The organism is Bradyrhizobium sp. 33ap4 (assembly GCF_032654765.1).
Taxonomy (GTDB): domain Bacteria; phylum Pseudomonadota; class Alphaproteobacteria; order Rhizobiales; family Xanthobacteraceae; genus Bradyrhizobium; species Bradyrhizobium australafricanum.
The window spans coordinates 20,219-43,439 of sequence record NZ_JAUMTJ010000009.1 but is presented as its reverse complement, the minus strand read 5'-3'; the positions used below and the strand labels follow the sequence as shown (position 1 = coordinate 43,439).

Sequence of the window (23,221 nt, the reverse complement as noted above, 5' to 3'; positions counted from 1 at the left end):
GCCAGCCGCGGCTGCAACGGATCAGATTTGGCGTTCGACCAGCTTGAACTTGAGCTCGGCGATCGCTTCGGAGGGGTTGAGGCCCTTCGGACACGCCTTGGCGCAGTTCATGATGGTGTGGCAGCGATAGAGGCGGAACGGATCCTCGAGATTGTCGAGCCGCTCGCCGGTCGCTTCGTCGCGGGAGTCGGTGACCCAGCGGTTTGCCTGCAGCAGCGCGGCGGGGCCGAGGAAGCGCTCGCTGTTCCACCAGTAGCTCGGGCATGAGGTCGAGCAGCAGGCGCACAGGATGCACTCGTAGAGGCCGTCGAGCTTCTCGCGGTCCTCGTGGCTCTGCCTCCACTCCTTCTGCGGCGTCGGCGTCGTGGTCTTCAACCACGGCTCGATCGAGGCATATTGGGCGTAGAAATTGGTCAGGTCCGGGACCAGGTCCTTCACCACCGGCTGGTGCGGCAGCGGATTGACCTTCACCGCACCGCCCGCGCCGACGTCGTGCATCGACTTGGTGCAGGCCAGCGTGTTCTGGCCGTCGATGTTCATCGCGCAGGAGCCGCAGACGCCTTCGCGGCAGGAGCGGCGGAAGGTCAGCGTCGGGTCGATGTGGTTCTTGATCCAGATCAGGCCGTCCAGCACCATCGGACCGCAATCATTGGTGTCGACATGATAGGTGTCGACGCTCGGATTCTTGCCGTCGTCCGGGTTCCAGCGATACACCCGAAATTCGCGCGTCTCGGTGGCGCCGGCCGGCTTCGGCCAGGTCTTGCCGCCGGAAATCTTCGAATTCTTCGGAAGTGCGAATTCAACCATGCTTGCTCGCCTTCGTTCTCAGTAGACCCGCGCCTTCGGCGGGATGTACTGCACGTCATTGGTCATCGTGTAGCTGTGCACCGGACGGTACTCGATCGCGGTCTTGCCGGCCGGATCGATCCAGGTCAGCGTGTGCTTCATCCAGTCCTTGTCGTTGCGGTCCGGGAAGTCCTCGCGCGCATGCGCGCCGCGGCTTTCGGTGCGGTTGGCCGCCGAATCCATCGTCACGACCGCCTGCACGATCAGATTGTCGAATTCCAGCGTCTCGACCAGGTCGGAATTCCACACCAGCGAGCGGTCCGACACCGAGATGTCGCCGACGCCGCCATAGACCTTGTGGATCAGGTTCTGGCCTTCCTGCAGCACGTCGCCGGTGCGGAACACCGCGCAATTGTTCTGCATCACATGCTGCATGCTGTCGCGCAGCTTCGCGGTCGGCGTGCCGCCGGAGGCATGGCGGAAATGATCGAGCCGGCCGAGCGCGAGGTCGGCGGAATCCTTCGGCAGCTCCGGCTGCTTGGCGTTCGCGGTCAGCTTGTCGGCAAGGCGCATCGCCGCGGCGCGGCCGAACACCACGAGGTCGATCAGCGAGTTGGAGCCGAGGCGGTTGGCGCCGTGCACCGAGACGCAGGCCGCTTCGCCGATCGCCATCAGGCCCGGCACCACCGAATTGTCGTCGCCATTGCGCTTGGTCAGCACCTCGGCGTGATAATTCGTGGCGATGCCGCCCATGTTGTAGTGCACGGTCGGCACGATCGGGATCGGCTCGCGGGTGACGTCGACATTGGCGAAGATCTTGGCCGATTCGGAGATGCCCGGCAGCCGCTCATGCAGCACCTTCGGATCGAGGTGGTCGAGGTGCAGGAAGATGTGGTCCTTCTTCTTGCCGACGCCGCGGCCTTCGCGGATCTCGATCGTCATCGCGCGCGAGACGACGTCGCGCGAAGCGAGGTCCTTGGCCGACGGCGCATAGCGCTCCATAAAGCGCTCGCCCTCGGAGTTGACGAGATAGCCGCCTTCGCCGCGGGCGCCTTCGGTGACGAGGCAGCCCGAGCCGTAGATGCCGGTCGGATGGAATTGGACGAATTCCAGGTCCTGCAGCGGCAGGCCGGCGCGCAGCACCATGCCGCCGCCGTCGCCGGTGCAGGTGTGCGCCGATGTGCAGGAGGCGTAGGCGCGACCATAGCCGCCGGTCGCCAGGATCGTGGTCTGGGCGCGGAAGCGATGCAGCGTGCCGTCATCGAGCTTGAGCGCGATGACGCCGCGGCAGACGCCCTGATCGTCCATGATCAGGTCAATGGCGAAGAACTCGATGAAGAACTCGGCCGAGTGGCGCAGCGACTGGCCGTACATCGTGTGCAGCATGGCGTGGCCGGTGCGGTCGGCGGCGGCGCAGGTGCGCTGTGCCTGGCTCTTGCCGAAGTCGATGGTCATGCCGCCGAACGGGCGCTGATAGATCTTGCCGTCCTCGGTGCGCGAGAACGGAACGCCCCAGTGCTCGAGCTCGTAGACCGCGTCGGGCGCGTTGCGCACCATGTATTCGATCGCGTCCTGGTCGCCGAGCCAGTCCGACCCCTTCACGGTGTCGTACATGTGCCAGCGCCAGTCGTCCTGATGCATGTTGCCGAGCGAGGCCGAGATGCCGCCCTGCGCCGCCACCGTGTGCGAGCGGGTCGGGAACACCTTGGTGATGCATGCGGTGCGCAGCCCGGCTTCCGAACAGCCGACCACTGCGCGCAGGCCCGCGCCGCCGGCGCCGACCACGACGACGTCGTAGGTGTGGTCCTGGATCGGGTAGGCCTTGCCGTTCGTGGCCGGGCCACCGTTGGTGGCCTTGCCGTTTCCTTCACCGGCCATGGATCAAACTCCCGACGACAATTTGAGGATTGCGTAGATCGAGGCCAATGCGACCGCGACGCAGAAGAAGTTGTTCGCCATCACGCTGGCGATCTTCAGCTTCTCGTTATGGATGTAGTCCTCGATCACGACCTGCATGCCGATCTTCATGTGCCAGGTGCTGGCGACGATGAAGAGCAGCAGGATCATGGCGATCGGGATCGAGCCGAGGATCTGCGCCGCGCCGGCATGGTTGCGGCCGATCAGCGTGATCACCACGACGATCACGGGAACGATCAGCAGCGTCATCGCAACCGCGGTGAGGCGCTGGCGCCAGAAATCGCCCGTGCCGGTGTGCGCGGAGCCGAGGCCGCGGACGCGCTCCAGCGGCGTGCGCATCGAGGAGGGGCCGCTCATCGTCCACCTCCCACGGCGTAGGCAATGATCCAGACCAAAACGGTCAACGCGATGCCGGCGACCAGCGCGCCCCAGGTCAGGGCTTCGCGCTCATTGGCCTTGAAGCCGTAGCCGAGGTCCCAGACGAAATGCCGGATGCCGCTGCAGAGATGGTGCATCAGCGCCCATGTGTAGCCGAACACGATCAGCTTGCCGATCGCGCTGCCGGTGAAGGCCTGGACGTTGGCGTAAGCCGAGGGGCCGGAAGCGGCGGCGATCAGCCACCAGGCCAGCAGCAGCGTGCCGAAATAGAGGGCCAGACCCGTGGCGCGGTGGACGATGGACAGCGCCATCGTCAGCGTCCACCGGTAGGTCTGCAAATGGGGTGAAAGCGGTCGTTCGATCCTGGCGGTCATCGGCGGGCTTTATGTTGTGAGGGACCGCGGCCGGCCCATCGGGGAACGCGGTAGAGGAGTTCTATTTACGGAGTCGGATCACCCCGCGCAACGGCCAAATAGCCTTCGGTCGAACCGAAGTTCATTGTTAGAGTTGCCGAATTCTGGTTGATCCGCAGTGTGGTATACCAGATGCAAGGTTGAGCGAACCAAGTAGTGAATTGAGATGTTCGAGGATCGATTGGCGCGCTCAGCTGCCCGCAAACGGGGGGCGCAAGGCGTCGATTTTGCCCCAGCGTTCCACCAGATAATCGACAAATGCCCTGATCTTAGGCGATGCGAGACGTGACGGCTGAAGCATCAGATGTAGCGGCGTCGGCGCCGGCTCATGGTCGATCAACAGGCGCGTCAGGCGACCGTCGGCGAGCTCGGACTGCACTTGCCAGGACGGCACGCGGACGATGCCGGCGCCCTCCCGCGCCGCGCTGACCAGCGCGTCGAGGCTATTCATCCAGAGCCGACCGGATATGCGGATTTTGCGACCCGTCTTGCTGCCGTCGGCAAAGCGCCACTCCGCGCTGCCGGGCGAATCGGAAAACACCAGGCAGTCATGCCCGGCAAGATCAACCGGTGTCTGCGGCGCGCCGCGCCGGGCCAGGTAGTCCGGCGACGCGCACACAATCATCTGCAGATCGGTGAGCTTGCGCGCTACCAGCTGCGAGTCGCGCAAGCGGCCGATGCGTATAGCCAGATGGATATCCTCCTCGACCATGTCGACGGCGCGGTCGACCAGAAGAAGGTCGACGGACAGCGCCGGATGGCGGCGCAGAAACTCGACCAGCAGCGGCGCGATCACGAGCCGTCCGATCAGACTCGGCGAGCTGACGCGGATCCGTCCCGATGGCTGATGCGGGTCGCGCGCCAGCGCCGCCTCGATCTCCCTGACTTCGCCGAGGATCGATTTCGCGCGCTCGTAGAGGATGCGTCCGTCGTCGGTCAGCGCGAGCTGGCGGGTGGTGCGCAGCAGCAGGCGAGTGCCGAAATGCTCCTCGAGCGCGCTGATCTGCCGGCTCACCGAGGTCAGCGAGCTCGGCAGCGAGCGCGCGGCCGCCGACAGGCTGCCGCTCTCGACCGCGCGGACAAAGGCCGCCATCGCCGCAAGCCGGTCCAAGCCCGATCCTTCCGCATTTCGCAAGAGAGCCTGCTCATCTGCAGCAATACCCCCGTCTTCCAGAAGGGTCTAGCCTGACGGCTCCACGATTTGAGGAGTTCGACATGGCCTCAACGTCCATCCGTCCAAATTCGCTCGAGCGGCGCGGACGTGCCGGCGCCGACGATCCGGCCATCCTGCTTGTTTTCTCCTGCGTCGGACTGTTAATCGACGTGCTGACGTTGCCGATGCAGGGCGCGACGTCCTCGATCCCACTCCGCTTTGCCTTGATTGCGGTCGCTGCTCCCGTGGCAGCGCTGGTCGCACTGTGGTTGGCCGACCGCACCGAGGCAGGCGCCTCCTGACGATGCGAAGGACATGATGGCCGGCCTCGATCCCAAGGAATTGCTCGAACTTGCGCTGCTGCTGATTGCGGTCGGGGCGCTGTCCGGCTTTCTCGCCGGCCTGTTCGGCATCGGCGGCGGCGCGATCCTGGTGCCGGTGTTCTACGAATGCTTCCGGCTGGCGGGCGTGCCGCTCGAGGTGCGGATGCCGCTGTGTATCGGCACCTCGCTCGCGATCATCATCCCGACCTCGCTGAGCTCGTTCCGCGCCCATTATCGCCGCGGCGCGGTCGATATGGAGATCCTGAAGCGCTGGTGGCTGCCGATCGTGATCGGCGTCGCCGCCGGCAGCGTCACCGCGCGGTTCGCGCCGGAGCGGCTGTTCAAGATCGTGTTCGTGATGGTGGCGTGGTCGGCGGCCGCGCGCCTGCTGCTGGCGCGCGAGACCTGGAAGTTCGGCGACGACGTGCCGAAGGGCTTCCTGATGCGCGTCTATGGCTTCTTCGTCGGCCTGCTCTCGACGCTGATGGGCATCGGCGGCGGCCTGTTCGCCAATTTGCTGATGACCTTCTACGGCCGGCCGATCCATCAGGCAGTCGCGACGTCTTCGGCGCTCGCGGTGCTGATCTCGATCCCCGGTGCGCTGGGTTACGTCTATGCCGGTTGGCCCGCCGCCGCGCGCTTCCCCGACGTCACCGCGTTGCAGCTGCCGTTCGCGCTCGGCTACGTTTCGCTGATCGGTGCGCTGCTGGTAATGCCCACCACGCTCGTCACCGCGCCGCTCGGCGTCAAGGTCGCGCACGCGCTGTCGAAGCGGGCGCTGGAGGTGGCGTTCGGGGCCTATCTCTTCATTGTCGGCGGACGGTTCGTGATCAGCCTCGTCGGAGGGCACTGATCGGCTCGTCCTTCAGCCGTACTTCGCTGTGACCCGACCGTCGGAGGTCTCCGACACCCTCGATCCGATCGGCGTGGGACAGGAATCGCAAGCGTGCTCCGATCATTTCAGGAGCTATTGGCAATTTCAGTTTCTCGCAGTCTGCCATCGCGACCCCTATAATCATCGCGACCTTTTGCCATCGCGATGTCAGGGCCGACATGATGATGTCGTCGAGCGCAGCTTCCGTAGCGTCGCGGGGGAGACGCACGTCGCTCCACTTCAGTTCGGAGGTCGGGGGAGGCAGTTCTTCATGAAGCTCCAGCTTCATCAGGTCGCGAAACTGTTCGTAGAGCGGTAGCATCACCTGCCATTTCAGCTCGAGCAGGAGGTCATAAAGCGGGCCATCCAATTCAAGTCGCTCCTGTTTTCCGAGCTCCGCAATCGCGACTCGAGCCTTCTTCATCGCCTCGTGCGCGATGACGAGTTGATCGTTAATCTGGATAGCCTGCTCCCGCTCCATCTACCCCTCACGACGTTCTTGCGGCTTCATCCCTTTGCGTAGATATCCTTATACGTATCGCGCAAAATATTCTTCTGCACCTTGCCCATCGCGTTGCGCGGCAATTCCTCGACGACGAAGACGCGCTTCGGCATCTTGAACTTCGCCAGCCGTCCGTCGAGCGCCTTCAGCACCGCGGCCTCGCTGACATCGGCGCCCTTGGCGCAGACCAGAACGGCGGTGACGCCTTCGCCGAAATCGGCATGCGGCACGCCGATCACGGCTGACTCGATCACGCCGGGCATGGCGTCGATCTCGCTCTCGATCTCCTTCGGATAGACATTGAAGCCGCCCGAGATCACAAGATCCTTGCCGCGGCCGAGGATGTGGACATAGCCCTTGTCGTCGATCTTGCCGAGGTCGCCGGTGATGAAGAAGCCGTCGGCGCGGAATTCGGCCTTGGTCTTCTCCGGCATCCGCCAGTAGCCCTGGAACACGTTCGGGCCGTTGACCTCGATCATGCCGATGGTCTCCCGCGGAAGCTCCTTGCCGGTCTCGGGATCGGTGACCCGCACCGAAACGCCGGGCAGCGCGACGCCGACCGCGCCGGGCACGCGGTCGCCGTCATAGGGGTTGCTCGTGTTCATGTTGGTCTCGGTCATGCCGTAGCGCTCGAGCACGGCGTGGCCGGTGCGATCAGACCATTCGCGATGGGTGTCGGCGAGCAGCGGCGCCGAGCCCGAGATGAACAGCCGCATGTGCCCGGTGGCGTCCTTGTTCAGGCCGGGATTCTGCAGCAGGCGGGTATAGAAGGTAGGCACGCCCATCATCACGGTGGCGCGCGCCATCAGCTTGATGATCACGTCCGGGTCGAACTTCGGCAGGAAGATCATCGAGGCGCGCGCAAACAGCGTCACGTTGCTGGCCACGAACAGGCCGTGGGTGTGATAGATCGGCAGCGCGTGGATCAGCACGTCCTTGTCGGTGAAGCGCCAGTAGTCGACCAGCGAGTACGAGTTCGAGGCCAGATTGTCGTGCGACAGCATCGCGCCCTTGGAGCGGCCGGTGGTGCCCGACGTGTAGAGGATCGCGGCGAGATCATTGTTGCCGCGCGGCACGGTGGCGAATTCCTTCGCCGCCTGGTCGGCGGCCTCGGTCAGCGAGCCGTTGCCGTTGGCACCGAGCGTCTCGACCTTGGCGCCTACCTTGGCGGCGATCGCCTTGATGCCGTCCTGCTTGGAAGGATCGCAGACCACCAGCGCCGGCTCGGCGTCGGTGATGAAGTATTCGAGCTCGTTCAGTGTATAGGCGGTGTTGAGCGGCAGATAGGCGCCGCCGGCGCGCACGGTGGCGAGATACAGCACCAGGGCCGAAACCGACTTCTCGGTCTGCGCCGCGACGCGGTCGCCCGGCTTGACGCCGCGCTCGACCAGCACGTTCGCCATCTGGCCGGCGCGCGCGATCAGATCGCCATAGGAGATGCGGCTGCCGTCGAGCTGCTCGATCGCGAGCCGGCTGGGGTCGTCGAGGCCGTCGAACAGGCGGGAAAACAGGTTGGCGTTGGTGGTCGTGTTCATGCAAAGATTCCCCGAGGGGCGAAGGGCCGGAAGAGTTCGGCTGGATTAGCAAAAACGCCCTTCAGAAAGCAACGGAGACAGTTTGCATGACAAATAATGGGAAACGCGTGGCCTGGGTCACCGGCGGCGGCACTGGAATCGGCGAATCCGGGGCGGAATTCCTGGCTGCGGACGGCTGGACGGTGGTGGTCTCCGGCCGCCGCAAGGAAGAGCTCGACCGCGTGGTGGCCAACATCACCAAAAAGGGCGGCAAGGCCGAGGCGATCCCGCTCGATGTCAGCAACAAGGCCGACGTCAACAAGGCCGCCGAGACGATCGTCGGCAAGCACGGCCGCATCGACCTCCTGGTCAACAGCGCCGGCATCAATGTGCCGAAGCGCAGCTGGGCCGACATGGAACTGGAAGGCTGGGACAAGCTCGTCGAGGTCAACCTCAACGGCGTGCTCTACTGCATGCGCGCGGTGCTGCCGACGATGCGCAAGCAGAAGGACGGCTGCATCATCAACGTCGCCTCCTGGGCCGGCCGCCACGTCTCGAAGATGCCGGGCCCGGCCTACACCACGACCAAGCACGCGGTGCTGGCGCTGACCCATTCCTTCAACATGGACGAATGCGTCAACGGCCTGCGCGCTTGCTGCCTGTCGCCGGGCGAGGTCGCGACCCCAATCCTGAAGCAGCGGCCGGTGGTGCCGAGCGAAGCCGAGCAGGCCAAGATGCTGCAGCCCGAGGATTGCGGCCGCACCATCGCCTTCGTCGCCAGCATGCCGGCACGGGTGTGCATGAACGAGATCCTGATCAGCCCGACCCACAACCGCGGCTTCATCCAGACGCCGGCGAACCGGGATTAGATGAGGACCGTCTTCTCCTTCCCCCTGAAAGGGGGAAGGCCGGGATGGGGGTCAGCCGCAGGCTATGCTGTATGCGGAGAGCGCTGATCCCCACCCGCTTTGCTCTGCGAGCAAAGCGACCTCCCCTTTTCAAGGGGAGGTTGGAGCTCCGTAGCCCGGATGGAGCGAAGCGTAATCCGACGGTCTGCCCGCGGAGAGGCTGGTTCCGGATCTCGCTGCGCTTGATCCGGGCTACAAACGACGGAGTCCCGCGCGACTCACTCGATGATCTCGTTCAGCTCTTTCCCGGTATGCTCCGGCACGAACAGGAACACGCCGATCGCCATCGCGATCATCAGCACCGGGATGCAGAGGAACGACAGCGCGAACGAGCCGGTGTGCTGCTGAAGCGCGATCGAGACGAAGGGAAACAGCACGAAGCCGACGAAATAGGCGATCGCCCAGACCACGCCGTTGGCGGCGCCGCGGATGCGGGTCGGGAAGATCTCAGCGGTCAGCGTCGTGCTCGGCCCCCAGAAGCCGAGGAAGCCGAGACACCAGGCGAGCCCGAACGTCCATAGCAGCACGCGGTCTTCGGAATAGACCCAGAGCGTCATGAAGATCGCACCCTCGATCAGGGTGATGATGAAGGTGCGGCGGCGGCCGATCTTGTCGATCAGCCAGCCCACCAAGCACAGTCCAAGGAAGCCGCAGAGCCCGTAGAACACGTAGAACAGGCTGTACTCGGCGGTCGACCAGTGCTTCTCGGTCGACAGATACAGCGGCATCCAGGCGCCGACCGTGCCGTAGATGCAGGTCGAGGCGCAGGCGACGAACAGCGCAACAAGCGTGGCGGGCAGCACGTCGGGCATGAACACCTGGCGGATGCCGACCGACTTGGCCTTGCCGAACCAGGCGCTGTCCTCGGCGCTGACCGTGCCGCCGCGCGCCAGCGTCTCCGAGATGCGCCGCTTGCGGTCCTGCGCGCGCACCCAATAGGGCGATTCCGGGCAGGTGGAGCGGATATAGATCGCAAGCAGCGCGATCACGCCGGGCACCATCACTGCGATGCGCCAGCCGAGATTGGCAGCCACGAGCCCGGTGATTGCGCCGGCGAGCGTGGCGCCGAGGCACCAGGCCGAGCGGGTGATGCTGATGACGCGGCCGCGCAGCCGGGCCGGCCAGGTCTCCGCGACCAGCATCGAGCCCAGCGACCATTCGCCGTTGAGCGCGAAGAACAATAGCGAGCGCGCGATCACGAACACCGCGAAGGTCGGCGACATCGCCGCGACCGGCATCAGGAGCGAGAACAGCGCGATATTGACGGCGAGCAGCGTGCGGCGACCGTAGCGGTCGGCGAGCCATGGCCAGAAGTAAAGCCCCGCGATGCCGACGAACAGCGCGATCTGCATGCCGGAGCGGTACTCCGGCAGGCTCAGCGAAAATTCCTTGATCACCATCGGCGAGATCAGCGCGAAGATCACGCCGTCCATGCCGTCGAAGCCCCAGCCGAGCGCGTTGGCGGTGGCGATGTGCCAATGCGTTTTCGTGATCTCGGTTGTGTCCGCAACCGCGCGGTAGTTGGCGTATTGCAGGTGCTTCTGCTCGAGCGGACCGATGTCGATACTTGCATCGTTCACCGCAGGTGCGGCGTGGCCGTCAGCCGTGATGCTGCTCATGATGCCTCCCCGCGGCCGCTTTCTGCGAAGCTGTGCCGCAACCTCAAGCTGAACCAATCAGCTGACTGCGGCAAGCAAATTGCTCGCGGCAGCGCACGCGTCCATTCCGCTGAATGGAATGCATGCCGGGCGCGCGAGGCGTCGCGTGTACGCAGCGCGCGCCGGCCGGTTTCAACAATCACAAAGAATTATTTCCGGAAACCGTCCGGAAAGCCTGCCGTAGCTCAGCCAACGACGACGCACTGATCAACCAGCACGCGCCGTTGTTGCCCCTTCAACGCCGGCGAAGCCTCGCCGGTCGGCCTACTCATCGGGAGATGAAACCATGTCGAAGCGTATTGCCTATCTCGCCGCCGCCGCCTTCAGCGCGCTTGCGATCACCGCCACTGTCGTGGCGCCGGTCCGTGCCGAGGAAAAGACCGTGATGGTCGGCGGCGCCGCGATGTTCCCGTCGAAGAACATCGTGCAGAACGCCGTCAACTCGAAGGATCACACCACGCTCGTCGCCGCAGTGAAGGCTGCGGGCCTGGTCGGCACGCTGGAAGGCAAGGGCCCGTTCACGGTGTTCGCGCCGACCAATGCCGCGTTCGGCAAGCTGCCGGCCGGAACCGTCGACACCCTCGTCAAGCCCGAGAACAAGGCGACGCTGACCAAGATCCTCACCTACCATGTGGTGCCGGGCAAGCTCGAGGCCTCCGACCTCACCGACGGCAAGAAGCTGAAGACCGCCGAGGGCGAGGAGCTGACCGTCAAGAAGCAGGACGGCAAGGTCTGGATCGTCGATGCCAAGGGCGGCAGCTCGATGGTGACGATTTCCAACGTCAACCAGTCGAACGGCGTCATCCATGTAGTCGATACCGTGCTGATGCCGGCGACGTAACACCTGGCGGCCTGCTTTAGTCCCTCAAAGGACCCGCGACATAGCGAGCCGGCGCCTCGCCCGGCTCGCATTTTTGTGACCATGTGAAGCAGCCTATATCAAACTGATGATGCCTGACCCCGTAACGGAACGCCGGTTCCGGGCGTATAACCTGGTAACGATCACGAGCAGAGACATCCCATGACGAGCCTTGCCGTCAGCGACCACCAGGCAGAGACCGCGACGCCCGCGAAGGCGATCCAGCCGGTCTGGGTGCGCATGGTGCACTGGATCAACGCCTTCGCGATGATCCTGATGATCATGTCCGGCTGGCAGATCTACAACGCCTCGCCGCTATTTAGCTTCACCTTCTCGCGGAGCATTACGCTCGGCGGCTGGCTCGGCGGTGCGCTGCTCTGGCATTTCGCCGCGATGTGGCTGTTGATGGCCAACGGCTTGGTCTATCTGGCGCTGGGTTTCGCCACCGGCCGCTTCCGCAAGAAGCTGCTGCCGATCACCCCCGGCGGCGTGATTGCCGACACCAAGGCGGCGCTGGCCTTCAAGCTGTCGCATGACGATCTCAGCAAATACAATTCGGTGCAGAAGCTGCTCTATGCCGGCATCATCGTGGTCGGCGTCGTCATCGTGCTGTCCGGCCTGTCGATGTGGAAGCCGGTGCAGCTGCATTGGCTGGTGTCGCTGTTCGGCGGCTACGATTTCGCCCGCTACGTTCACTTCACCTGCATGGCGCTGATCGTCGCCTTCCTGGTGATCCATGTCGCGCTCGCGCTGCTGGTGCCGAAGAGCCTGCGCGCCATGATCATCGGACGCTAGGGAGGTAGTCATGGGTCGTCTCCGCAAGCTCCTGATCCCCGGTGTCGACAAGAAGCTGCTCGTGCGCGATGCGGTGAAGACGATGCCGGAGCTGACGCGCCGCCGCTTCATCACGGCGGGCACCAGCCTCGGCGCGCTGACGCTGCTCACCGGCTGCGATGTGGTCGATTCGTCGTCAGCCGAGGAAATGCTGAAGCAGGTCTCGAAGTTCAACGATGCGGTGCAGGCCTGGATGTTCAATCCGGATGCGCTGGCGCCGACCTTCCCCGAGAGCATGATCACCAAGCCGTTCCCGTTCAACGCCTATTACGATCTCGACGACGCGCCTGAGATTGCGGCAGCGGACTGGAAGCTCGAGGTGCGCGGGCTGGTCGAGAACAAGAAGTCGTGGACGCTCGACGAATTGTACAAGCTGCCGCAGGTCAAGCAGGTGACGCGGCATATCTGCGTCGAAGGCTGGAGCGCGATCGGCAGCTGGACCGGTACACCCTTGCGCGATTTCCTCAAGCTGGTCGGCGCCGACACCCGTGCCAAATATGTCTGGTTCCAGTGCGCCGACAAGGACGGCTACAACTCGCCGCTCGACATGCGCTCGGCGCTGCACCCGCAGACCCAGATGACGTTCAAATTCGGCGACGAGATCCTGCCGCGCGCCTACGGCTTTCCGATGAAGATCCGGGTCCCGACCAAGCTCGGCTTCAAGAACCCGAAATACGTGCTCTCGATGGAAGTCACCAACGACTACAAGGGCGGCTACTGGGAAGACCAGGGCTACAATTCGTTCAGCGGAAGCTAACTCGCTGTCGTCCCGGCCTAATGCGCAATTGCGCACGGGAGCAGGGACCCATACTCCGCGGCCGAGGGAATAGGCAGGCTGGGAGACGCTCCCTCCATCGCAACCGCTTGTGGTTATGGGTCCCGGCCTTCGCCGGGACGACGCTGGGAGGGGATCTTCCTCTGAAACGCCGACAGCAGCGCGCCGAGCGCGAGCATCGCGGCCGACACGTTCAACGCAAATGACAGGCTGCCGACAGCGTCGGTGATGGCGCCGACCACGATCGGTCCGAGCGTCTGGCCGATGCCGAAGGCGATGGTCATCGCCGCGATCGCGGTCGGCCAGGATTGCGGCGGGTAGTTGAAGCGCACGAAGGCGGTGGTCGAGCCGACCACGGCGAAGAAGGCGACGCCGAACACCAGCGCCGAGATCGCCAGCAGCAGCGGCGAATGCCCGAAGATCGGCAGGCTGGCGCCGAGGGCGTTGACGCCGAGGATGATGGTGGTGGCGAGCCCGCCGCGGTCGAGCGCCAGCACCCGCCCCCAGACCCAGGGCGTCACGAATGCGCTGACGCCGATCAGGCTCCAGAACGCGCTCTGTGCAGCCGCGCCGCCGCCGCCGTCCCGGACATAGGCGATCATGAAGGTCATGTAAGCGATGTAACCGGCGCCGAACAGGAAGTAGGCGGCGAGGTAGATCAGGACCGGCATGACAGCGAATTGGGTCCGCACGATGCCGCCGGCGGCGGTGTTGGCGTGGAGCGGCGCCAGCATCAGCGGCACGGTCATGATCGCGGAAAGCAGCGTCATCGCCCACCACACGATCCACCACGAGCCGGCGCCGAAGCCCTGCAGCACGAAGGGCGCGATCAAGCCCGATGCGAGGATGCCGACGCCCGGCCCGGCATAGAACAGGCTGAGCAGGAAGTTCGCGCGTTCGGGTCGCGATTGCGCGATGGTCGCCGCAAGCGCGCCGCCGCCGACAAAGCCGATCGCGGCGGCGAAGCCGACCAGCAGGCGGGCAAAGCTCAGCACCGCGAAATTGCCCGAGAGGGCGCAAAGCGCCAGCGACAGCGCGCAGGCCAGCGTCGACCAGCGCACCGATGCGGCAAGTCCGAAGCGCTCAATCAGCCGCGAGGCGAGCAGCGCACCGACCAGATAGCCGGCGGCATTGATCGTGTTCATGAAGCCGGCGGCCGAATAGGACCAGGCCAGCTGCTCGCGCATGTCGGGCAGCACCAGCGAATAGGCAAACCGGCCGATGCCGAGACCGACCGTCGGTGCGAGCGACAGAATAAGGATCAGCCGCGCGGGATGCGGGTAGGACGGGGCGGGGGCTCTCACAATTCACTCCGGCAATGCGGCCATTGTGACAGGCCGCGGCGGCGCTGCCCAGCGCCGATGCCCGCAACACTGTCTTGCGTATCAGGCAATCAGGCGATCAGGACCAGCGCGACGCCGATCACGGTCAGCAGGGTTCCGCCGACGATCCGCGCCGTGATCTCGACATGCTTGAGCATCATCGCGCTCATCACCACGGTGACCAGCGGGTAGATAGCGGCGAGCGGCGCCACCAGCGTGATCGGGCCGTTGCGGACCGCGGCGAACAGGCTGAGCGCGCTGAGCCCGTTGCTGATCCCGGTCAGCGCGAACCAGAACCGGCCCTCGCGCGGCGCCTGCACCATGAAGCTGCCCTTGCGGACCCGTTGCACGGTCAGCACCACCAGCGAGGACATGACGTAGCCGACCAGGCAGGCCCATAGCGGGCTCGGCCAGATCGCAAGGCCGAGCTTGGCGATCGGCGGCACGATGCCGCGCACCAGCGCGCTCGCGAGCGGCAGCAGCAGCGCCCAGCTGCGCCAATGGCCGAGGTCGCGCGGCCTCGTCACGGTGATGATGGCGGCGCCCGCGACCGCGACGACGAGGCCGATGAGCTGCTGCGGCAGCAAGGGCTCGTGCAGCAGCACCACGGCGGCGGTCACCGCAAACAGCGGCGCCAGATTGCCCAGCGTCGAGGTGATGACCGGTCCCAGCGCCCGGTTTGACGCAAAGGTCAGGAGCGTCAGCGAGGCCGGGAAGAACAGCCCGATCGCCATGAAGATCGGCAGCGCACGCCAGACCACCGGCTCGCCATGCAGGATCAGCGGCGACAGCACCAGGAATAGCAGGGTGAAAGTGGGCACGCTGATCGCGGCGCCCGACAGCGGCTCGACGGTGCGCAGGCCAAGCTGCGCCAGCACCACCCCGGCGCCGAGGAAAATCGCCGAGGCGAAGGCGTAGACGATGGCTGCGGTCATGAGGTCCGTCTTGTTGGCTTCTAGAGGCGCGGGTTGCCCGTTGGGACCATTCTGGGCCGATCCGAGGTGCCTTGCCAATCCGGCTCCGGCGCTTTAGCACTCCGGCCGGATTTCCCCCGCTCGTCATGCCCGGGCTCGACCCGGGCATCCATCCATCTTCAGAGGCCTTTCGAAGCGGGATGGATTGCCGGGTCATCTGTGCGAGGACGCGCTTCGCGCTCTTGCCCGGCAACGACAACAACGATTAGCTCGAGGTAACACCATGGCGACCCATAAACTGCTGCTTCTCCCCGGCGACGGCATCGGCCCCGAAGTGATGGCCGAGGTGCAGCGCCTGATCGACTGGCTGAATGCGCAGGGCATCGCGAAGTTCGAGACCGAGCAGGGCCTGGTCGGCGGCTCCGCCTATGACGCCCACAAGGTGTCGATCTCCGAGGGCGACATGGCCAAGGCGACGGCGGCGGACGCCGTGATCTTCGGCGCGGTCGGCGGCCCGAAGTGGGACAGCGTGCCCTATGAGGTCCGTCCCGAGGCCGGCCTGCTGCGGCTGCGCAAGGATCTCGGCCTGTTCGCCAATCTGCGCCCGGCGGTGTGCTACCCGGCGCTCGCCGAGGCCTCGAGCCTGAAGCGCGACGTGGTTGAGGGTCTCGATATCATGATCGTCCGCGAGCTCACCGGCGGCGTCTATTTCGGCGAACCGAAGACCATCACCGATCTCGGCAACGGCCAGAAGCGCGCGGTCGACACCCAAGTCTACGACACCTACGAGATCGAGCGCATCGGCCGCGTCGCCTTCGACCTGGCGCGCAAGCGCCGCAACAAGGTGACGTCGATGGAGAAGCGCAACGTCATGAAGTCGGGCGTGCTCTGGAACGAGGTCATGACCCAGGTCCACGCGCGCGAATACAAGGACGTCACGCTCGAGCACCAGCTCGCCGATTCCGGCGGCATGAACCTCGTCAAGGCGCCGAAGCAGTTCGACGTCATCGTGACCGACAATCTGTTCGGCGACATGCTGTCCGACATCGCGGCGATGCTGACCGGCTCGCTCGGCATGCTGCCATCGGCCTCGCTCGGCGAAGTCGACTCGAAGACGAAGAAGCGGCGCTCGCTGTTCGAGCCGGTGCACGGCTCGGCGCCCGATATCGCTGGCCGAGGCCTCGCCAACCCGATCGCGATGATCTCGTCGTTCGGCATGGCGCTGCGCTATTCCTTCGACATGGGCGAGCTCGCCGACAAGGTCGATGCCGCGATCGCGGCCGTGCTCGCCAGCGGCCTGCGCACCGCCGACATCAAGTCGGAAGGCACCACGCCGGCCAGCACGAGCCAGATGGGCGAGGCGATCCTGAAGGAATTGCAGAAGCTGCACGCGTGACGGCTCTGCCGTCATTCCGGGGCGATGCGTAGCATCGAACTATGGTGTGCGCTTGCGCACCTGAGAATCTCGAGATTCCGGGTTCATCGCTGCGCGATGCCCCGGAATGACAGCACCAAAAATGAAAATGCCCGGCCGGAGCCGGGCATTTTCGTATCGGCTGCTCGCCGAAATTCTCAGTACAGCGGGAAATTCCGCGGATAGCCGCCGAGATCGGCCGGCGGGCTGAGCGGCTGGCGATCGATCGGGCGGTTGTTGTTCTCACGCGCGAACGAGGGATAACCGATCTCCGGCGGATAGGCGTAGTCGTTGAACTTGCGGTCGCCCGGCAGCACTTCGGTGCCGGCGTCGAGCCACGAGCGCGTGGTGACGTAAACGCGGGTGCGCGGACCCTGCTGATAGACCCGGTTCGGACCCTGCGCGCCGTAGTAGCGGCGGCCATCGCGGTCATACTGCTCCTGCTGCTTGCGCGTGCTCGGGCTCTGCGCGCTGGCTGCGGTCATGCCGAACGCGGTTGCGGTGACGGCAGCCGCGGCAAGCAACACCACGAGCTTGTTCGCGGCAGGGAATTCTAGGGTCATCGCATCCTCGTCATTACGGCCCCGTCGGGGCTGGCGCGTCCGCCAAAATCACTCGGAACACATTGTAGCCATGGTGGGGAGGCCGTCACTAGGTCAATTGCGCCACACCGGCCGAGATAATGAGTGTCCAAGCGCAAAAGTTTCATGAAAACCAGTGCTTTGCCACGGTCTCGCCATCAAAGGGCGCCGCGCAGGCGCGGGTTCTCGCTGCCCATGACCCAGTCGGCCGACAGGGCCGGCGCGCCGGAGGTAACGCAGTCGGTGCGCTTGAGCTCGGCATGCGCGAACAGGGCGGCGAGCCGCGGATCGTTGCCCGCGGCCAGCAGGGTCAGGCGGTTCAGCATGCAGATGATCGCGGCGCGCCGGGCCGGCAGGCTGGCGCCCTGGCAGGTCCAGCCGGAGATCCGGAGGTCAGGCGCGTCGGCCTGCTTGAGGAAGCCGAGGCAGGCGCGGTCGCCGTCCTGCCGCGCCGGGCGCAGCAAGGTGACGCTGCCGAACTTGCTGTCGACGATGCCGGCAGCCTCGAACTCGCGGACGCCGCCCGGGTGGAGTCGCCCGGCAATCTCGGTGACCGCAGGCCCCATGGCCTCGCCGCCGGGGCGATAGATCTCCAGCTCGGCGACTGTTGCACCGTTGGCATCGGCCCAACGGAAGGCGTCCTTGCGGCCGCCCTCGGGGTGCCGGAAGATCTCGTAAGTCTCTGTTTTATCTCGCAGATCGAGCCGGCTTACGGCAAAGGCCGGCGCCGTGCGGCCGGCCGGGCTCCAGCCTGCGGCGGCAGGGGCCGCCATCGCCGTTGCGTCGGGCAGTTGCTTCCATAGATAGTTGCCGAGGACGACGAACAGCGCGAGCACGGCGACATAGGCGAACAGCCGGGAGAGCGTGGCGTACACCTCGTCGACGAAGCTCGTCAGTGTTGACGGAATTCTCGTATGATGGGGCGCGGCCGGATCGGCCCGAAATAAACGCATCAAAACGCTCAAAAACTACGCAACGTTGTCTTGACGGGGTTTCTCGCATAGAAGCGCTGCCTCTTCCCTTTCCGCAGCTTGCGGGGGAACGGGCATTTTTCGTCGGAGAGTGAACGATGGGTTACAAAGTCGCGGTGGTCGGAGCGACCGGCAATGTCGGGCGCGAAATGCTCAACATTCTCGACGAGCGCAAATTCCCCGCCGACGAGGTCGTCGTGCTGGCCTCGCGCCGCAGCGTCGGCATCGAGGTCTCCTATGGCGACCGCACGCTGAAGGTGAAGGCGCTCGAGCACTATGACTTCTCCGACATCGACATCTGCCTGATGTCGGCCGGCGGCTCGGTCTCCAAGGAATGGTCGCCCAAGATCGGCGCCGCCGGCGCGGTCGTGATCGACAACTCCTCGGCCTGGCGCATGGACCCGGATGTGCCGCTGATCGTGCCCGAAGTGAACGCGGATGCGACCGCCGGCTTCACCAAGAAGAACATCATCGCCAACCCTAACTGCTCGACCGCGCAGCTCGTCGTCGCGCTGAAGCCGCTGCACGACAAGGCGACGATCACGCGCGTCGTGGTCTCGACCTATCAATCGGTGTCGGGCGCCGGCAAGGACGCGATGGACGAATTGTTCTCGCAGACCAAGGCCGTCTACACCAACGACGAGCTGGTCAATAAGAAGTTTCCGAAGCGCATCGCCTTCAACGTCATTCCTCAGATCGACGTCTTCATGGAAGACGGCTACACCAAGGAAGAGTGGAAGATGATGGCGGAGACCAAGAAGATCCTCGATCCGAAGATCAAGCTCGCCGCCACCTGCGTACGCGTGCCGGTCTTCGTCGGTCACTCCGAAGCCGTCAATGTCGAGTTCGCCAATCCGATCACGGCGGACGAGGCGCGCGACATCCTGCGCCGCGCGCCGGGCTGCCTCGTGATCGACAAGCACGAGCCGGGCGGCTACGTCACGCCCTATGAGGCTGCCGGGGAGGACGCGACCTATATCAGCCGCATCCGCGAGGACGCGACGGTGGAGAACGGCCTGTCGTTCTGGTGCGTGTCGGACAACCTGCGCAAGGGCGCGGCGCTCAATGCCGTGCAGATCGCCGAAGTCCTGATCAACCGCAAGCTGATCACCGCCAAGCAGCAGGCTGCATAGCACCGAGCGCGGTTAGCGGCGTCAGGAAGCGCGTGGCATGGCGGAAGCGGAACAACCGGGGACCTATCGGCCCAATCCGACGCTGAAGCGGGTTGAACGTCGTTTCGAGAACCTGCTGTTCAACAGCCGTTGGCTGATGGCGCCGTTCTATTTCGGTCTCGTCATCAGCCTCGCAGCATTGCTGTTCAAGTTCTGCATGGAGCTGTGGCACTTCATCCTGCATGTGCCGGATGCCAAGGAATCCGACTTCATTCTCGGCGTGCTGGCGCTGATCGACATCTCGCTGACCGGCAATCTGATCCTGATCGTGGTGTTCTCAGGCTACGAGAACTTCGTCTCGAAGATCGATCCGGAAGGGCATCCGGATTGGCCGGACTGGATGACCAAGGTCGATTTCGGTGGCCTGAAGCAAAAACTGCTGGCGTCGATCGTCGCGATCTCGGCGATTCAGGTGCTGAAGGCGTTCATGAACCTCGATACCGCGTTCGACCCCAGCAAGCTCGCCTGGCTGGTCGGCGTGCACCTGGTATTCGTGGTGTCGTCCTTCATGCTCGCGATCTCCGACCGCTGGGGCAGCGGCCATCACGGCAACGAGTAGATTACTGGTCTGATTTCAGCTCGTCGCGGACGCTGATGAATTCCTTCGCGACCCGGTCGAGCACGAACAGCGAGCCCTCGGCGACGCCGAAATAGGCACCGTGCAGCTGCATCTCGCCGCTCTCGACGCGTTCGCGCACGAATGGGAACGTCATCAGGTTCTCCAGCGAGCGGAACACCGCGGCCTTCTCGATGCGGACGACGAAGTCCTGCATGGTCTCATGCTCGCGCTGCTCGACGATTTCGCCGGGCTTGATGAACATCTGCATCCATTTGCCGATGAAGTCGCCGGGCGTGAGCGGCTTGATCTTGTCGACGAAGGCGCGGATGCCGCCGCACTGCGCGTGGCCCAGCACCACGATGTTCTTCACCTTCAAAACGGTCACGGCATATTCCAGCGCGGCCGAGACGCCGTGGGCGTTGCTGTCGGGCTGATAGACCGGAACCAGATTGGCGATGTTGCGGACCACGAACAACTCGCCGGGTCCGGCGTCGAAGATCACCTCCGGCGAGACGCGGGAGTCGCAACAGCCGATCACCATGGTCTCGGGAAACTGGCCGCGCTCCGAGAGATCCTGGTAGCGCGACTGCTCGGTCGGCAGCCGCTGGGTCGCGAACGTCCGGTAGCCGTCGATCAACTGCTTCGGAAAGAATTTCATGGCCTCTGGCTAACCACATGCGGGTAACGGGAACAAGACTTTCGGCGTGTGGCCTGAGATGATACGGCAGCGTTGAAGAATGGTTCCCGCCCGATGCCTAAACAATGGCCACCGGCGGAGCCCGAGCCTCCAGGAGAATGTCGATGACCCGTCCGCGCCGCAGCTTGTTGTTCATGCCGGGATCGAATGCACGGGCGCTGGAAAAGGCCCGGACGCTGCCGGCGGACGGCATTATCCTCGACCTGGAGGATTCCGTTGCCCCCGACGCCAAGGCCACAGCCCGGGAGCAGATCGCCACGGCGGTCGCGGCCAAGGGCTTTGGCAAGCGCGAGGTGCTGATCCGCATCAACGCGCTCGACACTCCCTGGTGGGTCGACGACATCGGCATGGCCGGCAAGTCGCAGCCGGACGGGATCCTGGTTCCCAAGATCTCGACCGTCGACGATCTCAACGCCGTCGCCGATCGCCTCAGCGACATCAATGCGCCTGCCTCGATCCGGGTCTGGGCGATGATCGAAACCGCGCGCGCGGTGCTCGACGCCGACAAGCTGGCCGCGGCATCGAAGGATTCCGAAACCCGGCTCGCCGGCTTCGTGTTCGGGCCGAACGACATTGCCCGCGAAACCCGGATCCGGATGAAGCCGGGCCGCGCGGCGATGATTCCGATGATCACGCATTGCATCCTGGCGACCCGCGCGCACGGGCTCGAGATCCTCGACGGGCCCTACAGCGACATCAGCAATGTCGACGGCTTCGCGGAGGAATGCGCGCAGGGCCGCGATCTCGGCTTCGACGGCAAGACGCTGATCCATCCGAGCCACATCGATGCCTGCAACGCGATCTTCACGCCGCCCGAGGCCGAGGTCGCCGAGGCGCGCAAGATCATTGCCGCTTTCGAGAAGCCGGAGAACGCCTCGCGCGGCGCGATCCAGCTCGACGGCCGCATGGTCGAGCGCCTGCACGCCGAGATGGCCAGGCGCACGATCGCGATCGCCGATGCGATCGCCGCGATGGGGCATTAGCCCAGCGAAGCGTCTTCCTTCTCCCCCCTGTGGGAGAAGGTGGCGCGAAGCGCCGGATGAGGGGTTGTCTCCGCTTCTGGGATTCTCCCGTGGGAGAGAACCCCTCACCCGGCTTCGCTTCGCGAAGCCGCCCTCTCCCACAAGGGGAGAGGGTGCAGCGGTGTTTGCGTTACGCTCCAAATCTCTCCGCCGCCCACGCGTAGAGGCTGCCCGGGATCGGCGCCTCCTTGCCGCGCCCTTTCGGCGAGATGTGCAGGCCGATGATCCCGGGATCGTTCAGGTAGCGCGAAAAATCCGACGGCTCGAAGAACAGCTTCGGCTCGGCATGCACGGCGTAGAATGATCGCTTCGGCAGCGCGTGCTGCAATTCGCCTGCGCGGCGCGCCAGCGCGGTGAGCGCCGCCGGGCCGTAGATCGCGACACGGATGTCGGCGAGGCGATTGGACTTGCCGCGCAGCCGGCGCATCGCGAAGGTCAGGCGATGGCGCAGCGCCAGCCAGTCCGGGATCAGCTCGTCCTGCTGCATCAGCGCCTCGAACGCGCGCACGATTGGATCGTCGGTCGGCAGATACAGCACGGAGTTGCCGAGCTGCCGCGGCCGCTCCCAGGCAAAATAGGGCTTGGCCGGATCGAGCTCGACGCCCTTCAGCAGCAGCACGTCAGCGTCGAGCCAGAGACCGGCGCGCCGCGCCATCAGCCGCATGCGGAAGAAGTCGCTGAACTGCAGCATGGTCCAGTCGCGCCACGAGCCGTCGGGCTCCGCCGGGCGCAGCTTCTCCGCGAACGAATGCGGCAGCACGGCTTCGGCTTCGGCATTGCCGATACCGTCGGGCAGGCCGGGAATCGGATCGAAACTGTAGACGGTGACCTTGTGCCCCGCCGCCGCCTGCGAGCGCAGGCAGGTCTGGCGCAGCGCGTCCATCGAGCCGTGCCAGAAGGTGACGATATCATGCAGCATGCGCGTCAGCTATCAGCGGGTTTGCGGCGAGCGAATTCGGCAAAGAAAAGCCCCGGCGCTTGACGGCACCGGGGCACGATGATGCGCTGAGCCTCAAGCCCAGGCGCGTTCCCTAAGCTTCGTCTCGTAGCTGTCGATCGACGATTTCTTTTCCATCGTCAGGCCGATGTCGTCGAGGCCGTTGATCAGGCAGTGCTTGCGGAACGGGTCGATCTCGAACTTGACCTTGCCGCCGTCGGGACCGCGGATCTCCTGGTTGGGGAGGTCGATGGTCAGCGTCGCGTTGGCGCCGCGCTCGGCGTCGTCGAATAGCTTGTCGAGGTCCTCCTGCGACACGCGGATCGGCAGGATGCCGTTCTTGAAGCAGTTGTTGTAGAAGATGTCGCCAAACGAGGTCGAGATCACGCAGCGGATGCCGAAGTCGAGCAGTGCCCAGGGCGCGTGCTCGCGGCTCGAGCCGCAGCCGAAATTGTCGCCGGCGACCAGCACCTTCGCGTTGCGATAGGCGGGCTGGTTGAGGACGAAATCCGGGTTCTCGCTGCCGTCATCCTTGTAGCGCTGCTCGGAGAAAAGCCCCTTGCCAAGGCCGGTGCGCTTGATGGTCTTGAGGTATTGCTTCGGAATGATCATGTCGGTGTCGACATTGATGATCTTCAGCGGCGCCGCGACGCCTTCCAGCGTGGTGAACTTGTCCATCGGTGCTCTTCCCGGGCAAAAAATAGCGGATATCGGCCGGATGTTTATCGCGAATGTGAC

At 64.8% G+C, this 23,221-nt stretch carries 25 protein-coding genes; 10 read left to right on the top strand and 15 right to left on the bottom strand.

The features are described from left to right. Positions 1–21 precede the first annotated feature (21 nt). From Q2M23_RS09145 to Q2M23_RS09125, 5 genes are all read right to left on the bottom strand, one after another. Positions 22–807 carry a succinate dehydrogenase iron-sulfur subunit gene (locus Q2M23_RS09145; RefSeq protein WP_028337893.1) on the bottom strand — a complete coding sequence of 262 codons (786 nt, stop codon included), beginning with the start codon at positions 805–807 and terminating at the stop codon, positions 22–24. An 18-nt stretch (positions 808–825) separates the two neighbouring features. Next, positions 826–2,664: a succinate dehydrogenase flavoprotein subunit gene (gene sdhA / locus Q2M23_RS09140; RefSeq protein ID WP_316395369.1), complete on the bottom strand. Its 1,839-nt coding sequence runs from the start codon at positions 2,662–2,664 to the stop codon at positions 826–828. A gap of 3 nt (positions 2,665–2,667) precedes the next feature. Further along, positions 2,668–3,042 carry a succinate dehydrogenase, hydrophobic membrane anchor protein gene (gene sdhD, locus Q2M23_RS09135; protein ID WP_316395425.1) on the bottom strand — a complete coding sequence of 125 codons (375 nt, stop codon included), beginning with the start codon at positions 3,040–3,042 and terminating at the stop codon, positions 2,668–2,670. 14 nt (positions 3,043–3,056) lie between these two features. After that, positions 3,057–3,455, bottom strand: a complete 399-nt coding sequence (gene sdhC / locus Q2M23_RS09130; protein ID WP_028337891.1) for a succinate dehydrogenase, cytochrome b556 subunit — start codon at positions 3,453–3,455, stop codon at positions 3,057–3,059. 229 nt (positions 3,456–3,684) lie between these two features. Then, positions 3,685–4,605 (bottom strand): LysR family transcriptional regulator, encoded by a 921-nt coding sequence (locus tag Q2M23_RS09125; RefSeq protein WP_316395368.1) that lies wholly within the window; start codon positions 4,603–4,605, stop codon positions 3,685–3,687. A 104-nt stretch (positions 4,606–4,709) separates the two neighbouring features. Between Q2M23_RS09125 and Q2M23_RS09120 the strand changes: the two genes are divergently transcribed. After that, positions 4,710–4,949: a hypothetical protein gene (locus Q2M23_RS09120; protein ID WP_076834686.1), complete on the top strand. Its 240-nt coding sequence runs from the start codon at positions 4,710–4,712 to the stop codon at positions 4,947–4,949. A gap of 13 nt (positions 4,950–4,962) precedes the next feature. Continuing rightward, positions 4,963–5,823 (top strand): sulfite exporter TauE/SafE family protein, encoded by an 861-nt coding sequence (locus Q2M23_RS09115; RefSeq protein WP_316395367.1) that lies wholly within the window; start codon positions 4,963–4,965, stop codon positions 5,821–5,823. On the opposite strand, the gene Q2M23_RS09110 is transcribed toward Q2M23_RS09115, so the two are convergent. Further along, positions 5,801–6,325 carry a DUF3658 domain-containing protein gene (locus Q2M23_RS09110; protein ID WP_316395366.1) on the bottom strand — a complete coding sequence of 175 codons (525 nt, stop codon included), beginning with the start codon at positions 6,323–6,325 and terminating at the stop codon, positions 5,801–5,803. The two genes, Q2M23_RS09115 and Q2M23_RS09110, sit on opposite strands and share 23 nt — an antisense overlap. Before the next feature lie 26 nt (positions 6,326–6,351). Continuing rightward, a complete protein-coding gene (locus Q2M23_RS09105) occupies positions 6,352–7,881 on the bottom strand; it encodes a malonyl-CoA synthase (protein WP_316395365.1) in 1,530 nt (509 codons plus the stop codon). A gap of 86 nt (positions 7,882–7,967) precedes the next feature. Between Q2M23_RS09105 and Q2M23_RS09100 the strand changes: the two genes are divergently transcribed. Beyond that, a complete protein-coding gene (locus tag Q2M23_RS09100) occupies positions 7,968–8,729 on the top strand; it encodes an SDR family oxidoreductase (RefSeq protein ID WP_229192485.1) in 762 nt (253 codons plus the stop codon). Between the two features lie 257 nt (positions 8,730–8,986). Here the strand turns inward: Q2M23_RS09100 and Q2M23_RS09095 are convergent, their stop codons facing one another. Next, positions 8,987–10,387: an MFS transporter gene (locus tag Q2M23_RS09095; RefSeq protein ID WP_316395364.1), complete on the bottom strand. Its 1,401-nt coding sequence runs from the start codon at positions 10,385–10,387 to the stop codon at positions 8,987–8,989. A 325-nt stretch (positions 10,388–10,712) separates the two neighbouring features. On the opposite strand from Q2M23_RS09095, the gene Q2M23_RS09090 reads away from it, so the two are divergent. The 3 genes from Q2M23_RS09090 to Q2M23_RS09080 all read left to right on the top strand — a co-directional run bounded on the left by Q2M23_RS09090 (position 10,713) and on the right by Q2M23_RS09080 (position 12,876). After that, complete coding sequence (locus Q2M23_RS09090) at positions 10,713–11,267, top strand: fasciclin domain-containing protein (protein WP_057020966.1); 555 nt, start codon at positions 10,713–10,715, stop codon at positions 11,265–11,267. Positions 11,268–11,447: 180 nt separating this feature from the next. Further along, positions 11,448–12,080 carry a cytochrome b/b6 domain-containing protein gene (locus tag Q2M23_RS09085; protein ID WP_076834681.1) on the top strand — a complete coding sequence of 211 codons (633 nt, stop codon included), beginning with the start codon at positions 11,448–11,450 and terminating at the stop codon, positions 12,078–12,080. Positions 12,081–12,090: 10 nt separating this feature from the next. Beyond that, positions 12,091–12,876, top strand: a complete 786-nt coding sequence (locus Q2M23_RS09080; protein WP_057020964.1) for a molybdopterin-binding protein — start codon at positions 12,091–12,093, stop codon at positions 12,874–12,876. 113 nt (positions 12,877–12,989) lie between these two features. On the opposite strand, the gene Q2M23_RS09075 is transcribed toward Q2M23_RS09080, so the two are convergent. Both Q2M23_RS09075 and Q2M23_RS09070 read right to left on the bottom strand, forming a co-directional pair. Further along, positions 12,990–14,198 carry a YbfB/YjiJ family MFS transporter gene (locus Q2M23_RS09075; protein WP_316395363.1) on the bottom strand — a complete coding sequence of 403 codons (1,209 nt, stop codon included), beginning with the start codon at positions 14,196–14,198 and terminating at the stop codon, positions 12,990–12,992. Between the two features lie 89 nt (positions 14,199–14,287). Further along, complete coding sequence (locus tag Q2M23_RS09070) at positions 14,288–15,151, bottom strand: EamA family transporter (protein ID WP_316395362.1); 864 nt, start codon at positions 15,149–15,151, stop codon at positions 14,288–14,290. Positions 15,152–15,413: 262 nt separating this feature from the next. Between Q2M23_RS09070 and leuB the strand changes: the two genes are divergently transcribed. Beyond that, positions 15,414–16,526, top strand: a complete 1,113-nt coding sequence (gene leuB, locus Q2M23_RS09065) for a 3-isopropylmalate dehydrogenase (protein WP_092086966.1) — start codon at positions 15,414–15,416, stop codon at positions 16,524–16,526. A gap of 176 nt (positions 16,527–16,702) precedes the next feature. Here leuB and Q2M23_RS09060 read toward each other — a convergent pair whose 3' ends face one another. Both Q2M23_RS09060 and Q2M23_RS09055 read right to left on the bottom strand, forming a co-directional pair. Continuing rightward, a complete protein-coding gene (locus Q2M23_RS09060) occupies positions 16,703–17,107 on the bottom strand; it encodes a hypothetical protein (RefSeq protein WP_057020960.1) in 405 nt (134 codons plus the stop codon). Between the two features lie 176 nt (positions 17,108–17,283). Further along, complete coding sequence (locus Q2M23_RS09055) at positions 17,284–18,078, bottom strand: hypothetical protein (RefSeq protein ID WP_316395361.1); 795 nt, start codon at positions 18,076–18,078, stop codon at positions 17,284–17,286. Positions 18,079–18,194: 116 nt separating this feature from the next. Between Q2M23_RS09055 and Q2M23_RS09050 the strand changes: the two genes are divergently transcribed. Together Q2M23_RS09050 and Q2M23_RS09045 are read left to right on the top strand one after the other, a co-directional pair. Continuing rightward, positions 18,195–19,229 carry an aspartate-semialdehyde dehydrogenase gene (locus Q2M23_RS09050; protein ID WP_316395360.1) on the top strand — a complete coding sequence of 345 codons (1,035 nt, stop codon included), beginning with the start codon at positions 18,195–18,197 and terminating at the stop codon, positions 19,227–19,229. Between the two features lie 37 nt (positions 19,230–19,266). Continuing rightward, positions 19,267–19,827: a TIGR00645 family protein gene (locus Q2M23_RS09045; RefSeq protein ID WP_316395359.1), complete on the top strand. Its 561-nt coding sequence runs from the start codon at positions 19,267–19,269 to the stop codon at positions 19,825–19,827. A gap of 1 nt (position 19,828) precedes the next feature. Here Q2M23_RS09045 and Q2M23_RS09040 read toward each other — a convergent pair whose 3' ends face one another. Further along, positions 19,829–20,485, bottom strand: a complete 657-nt coding sequence (locus Q2M23_RS09040) for a carbonic anhydrase (RefSeq protein WP_168858194.1) — start codon at positions 20,483–20,485, stop codon at positions 19,829–19,831. 143 nt (positions 20,486–20,628) lie between these two features. Between Q2M23_RS09040 and Q2M23_RS09035 the strand changes: the two genes are divergently transcribed. Beyond that, the gene (locus Q2M23_RS09035) at positions 20,629–21,507 is read left to right on the top strand and encodes an HpcH/HpaI aldolase/citrate lyase family protein (protein ID WP_229192521.1); all 879 of its coding nucleotides are present in this window, start codon (positions 20,629–20,631) and stop codon (positions 21,505–21,507) included. A gap of 169 nt (positions 21,508–21,676) precedes the next feature. Here the strand turns inward: Q2M23_RS09035 and Q2M23_RS09030 are convergent, their stop codons facing one another. Together Q2M23_RS09030 and leuD are read right to left on the bottom strand one after the other, a co-directional pair. Next, positions 21,677–22,465, bottom strand: coding sequence for a hypothetical protein (locus Q2M23_RS09030; protein ID WP_316395358.1), 789 nt, complete (start codon positions 22,463–22,465; stop codon positions 21,677–21,679). A 93-nt stretch (positions 22,466–22,558) separates the two neighbouring features. Beyond that, positions 22,559–23,161, bottom strand: a complete 603-nt coding sequence (gene leuD / locus Q2M23_RS09025; RefSeq protein WP_028336269.1) for a 3-isopropylmalate dehydratase small subunit — start codon at positions 23,159–23,161, stop codon at positions 22,559–22,561. Between the last annotated feature and the right edge of the window lie 60 nt (positions 23,162–23,221).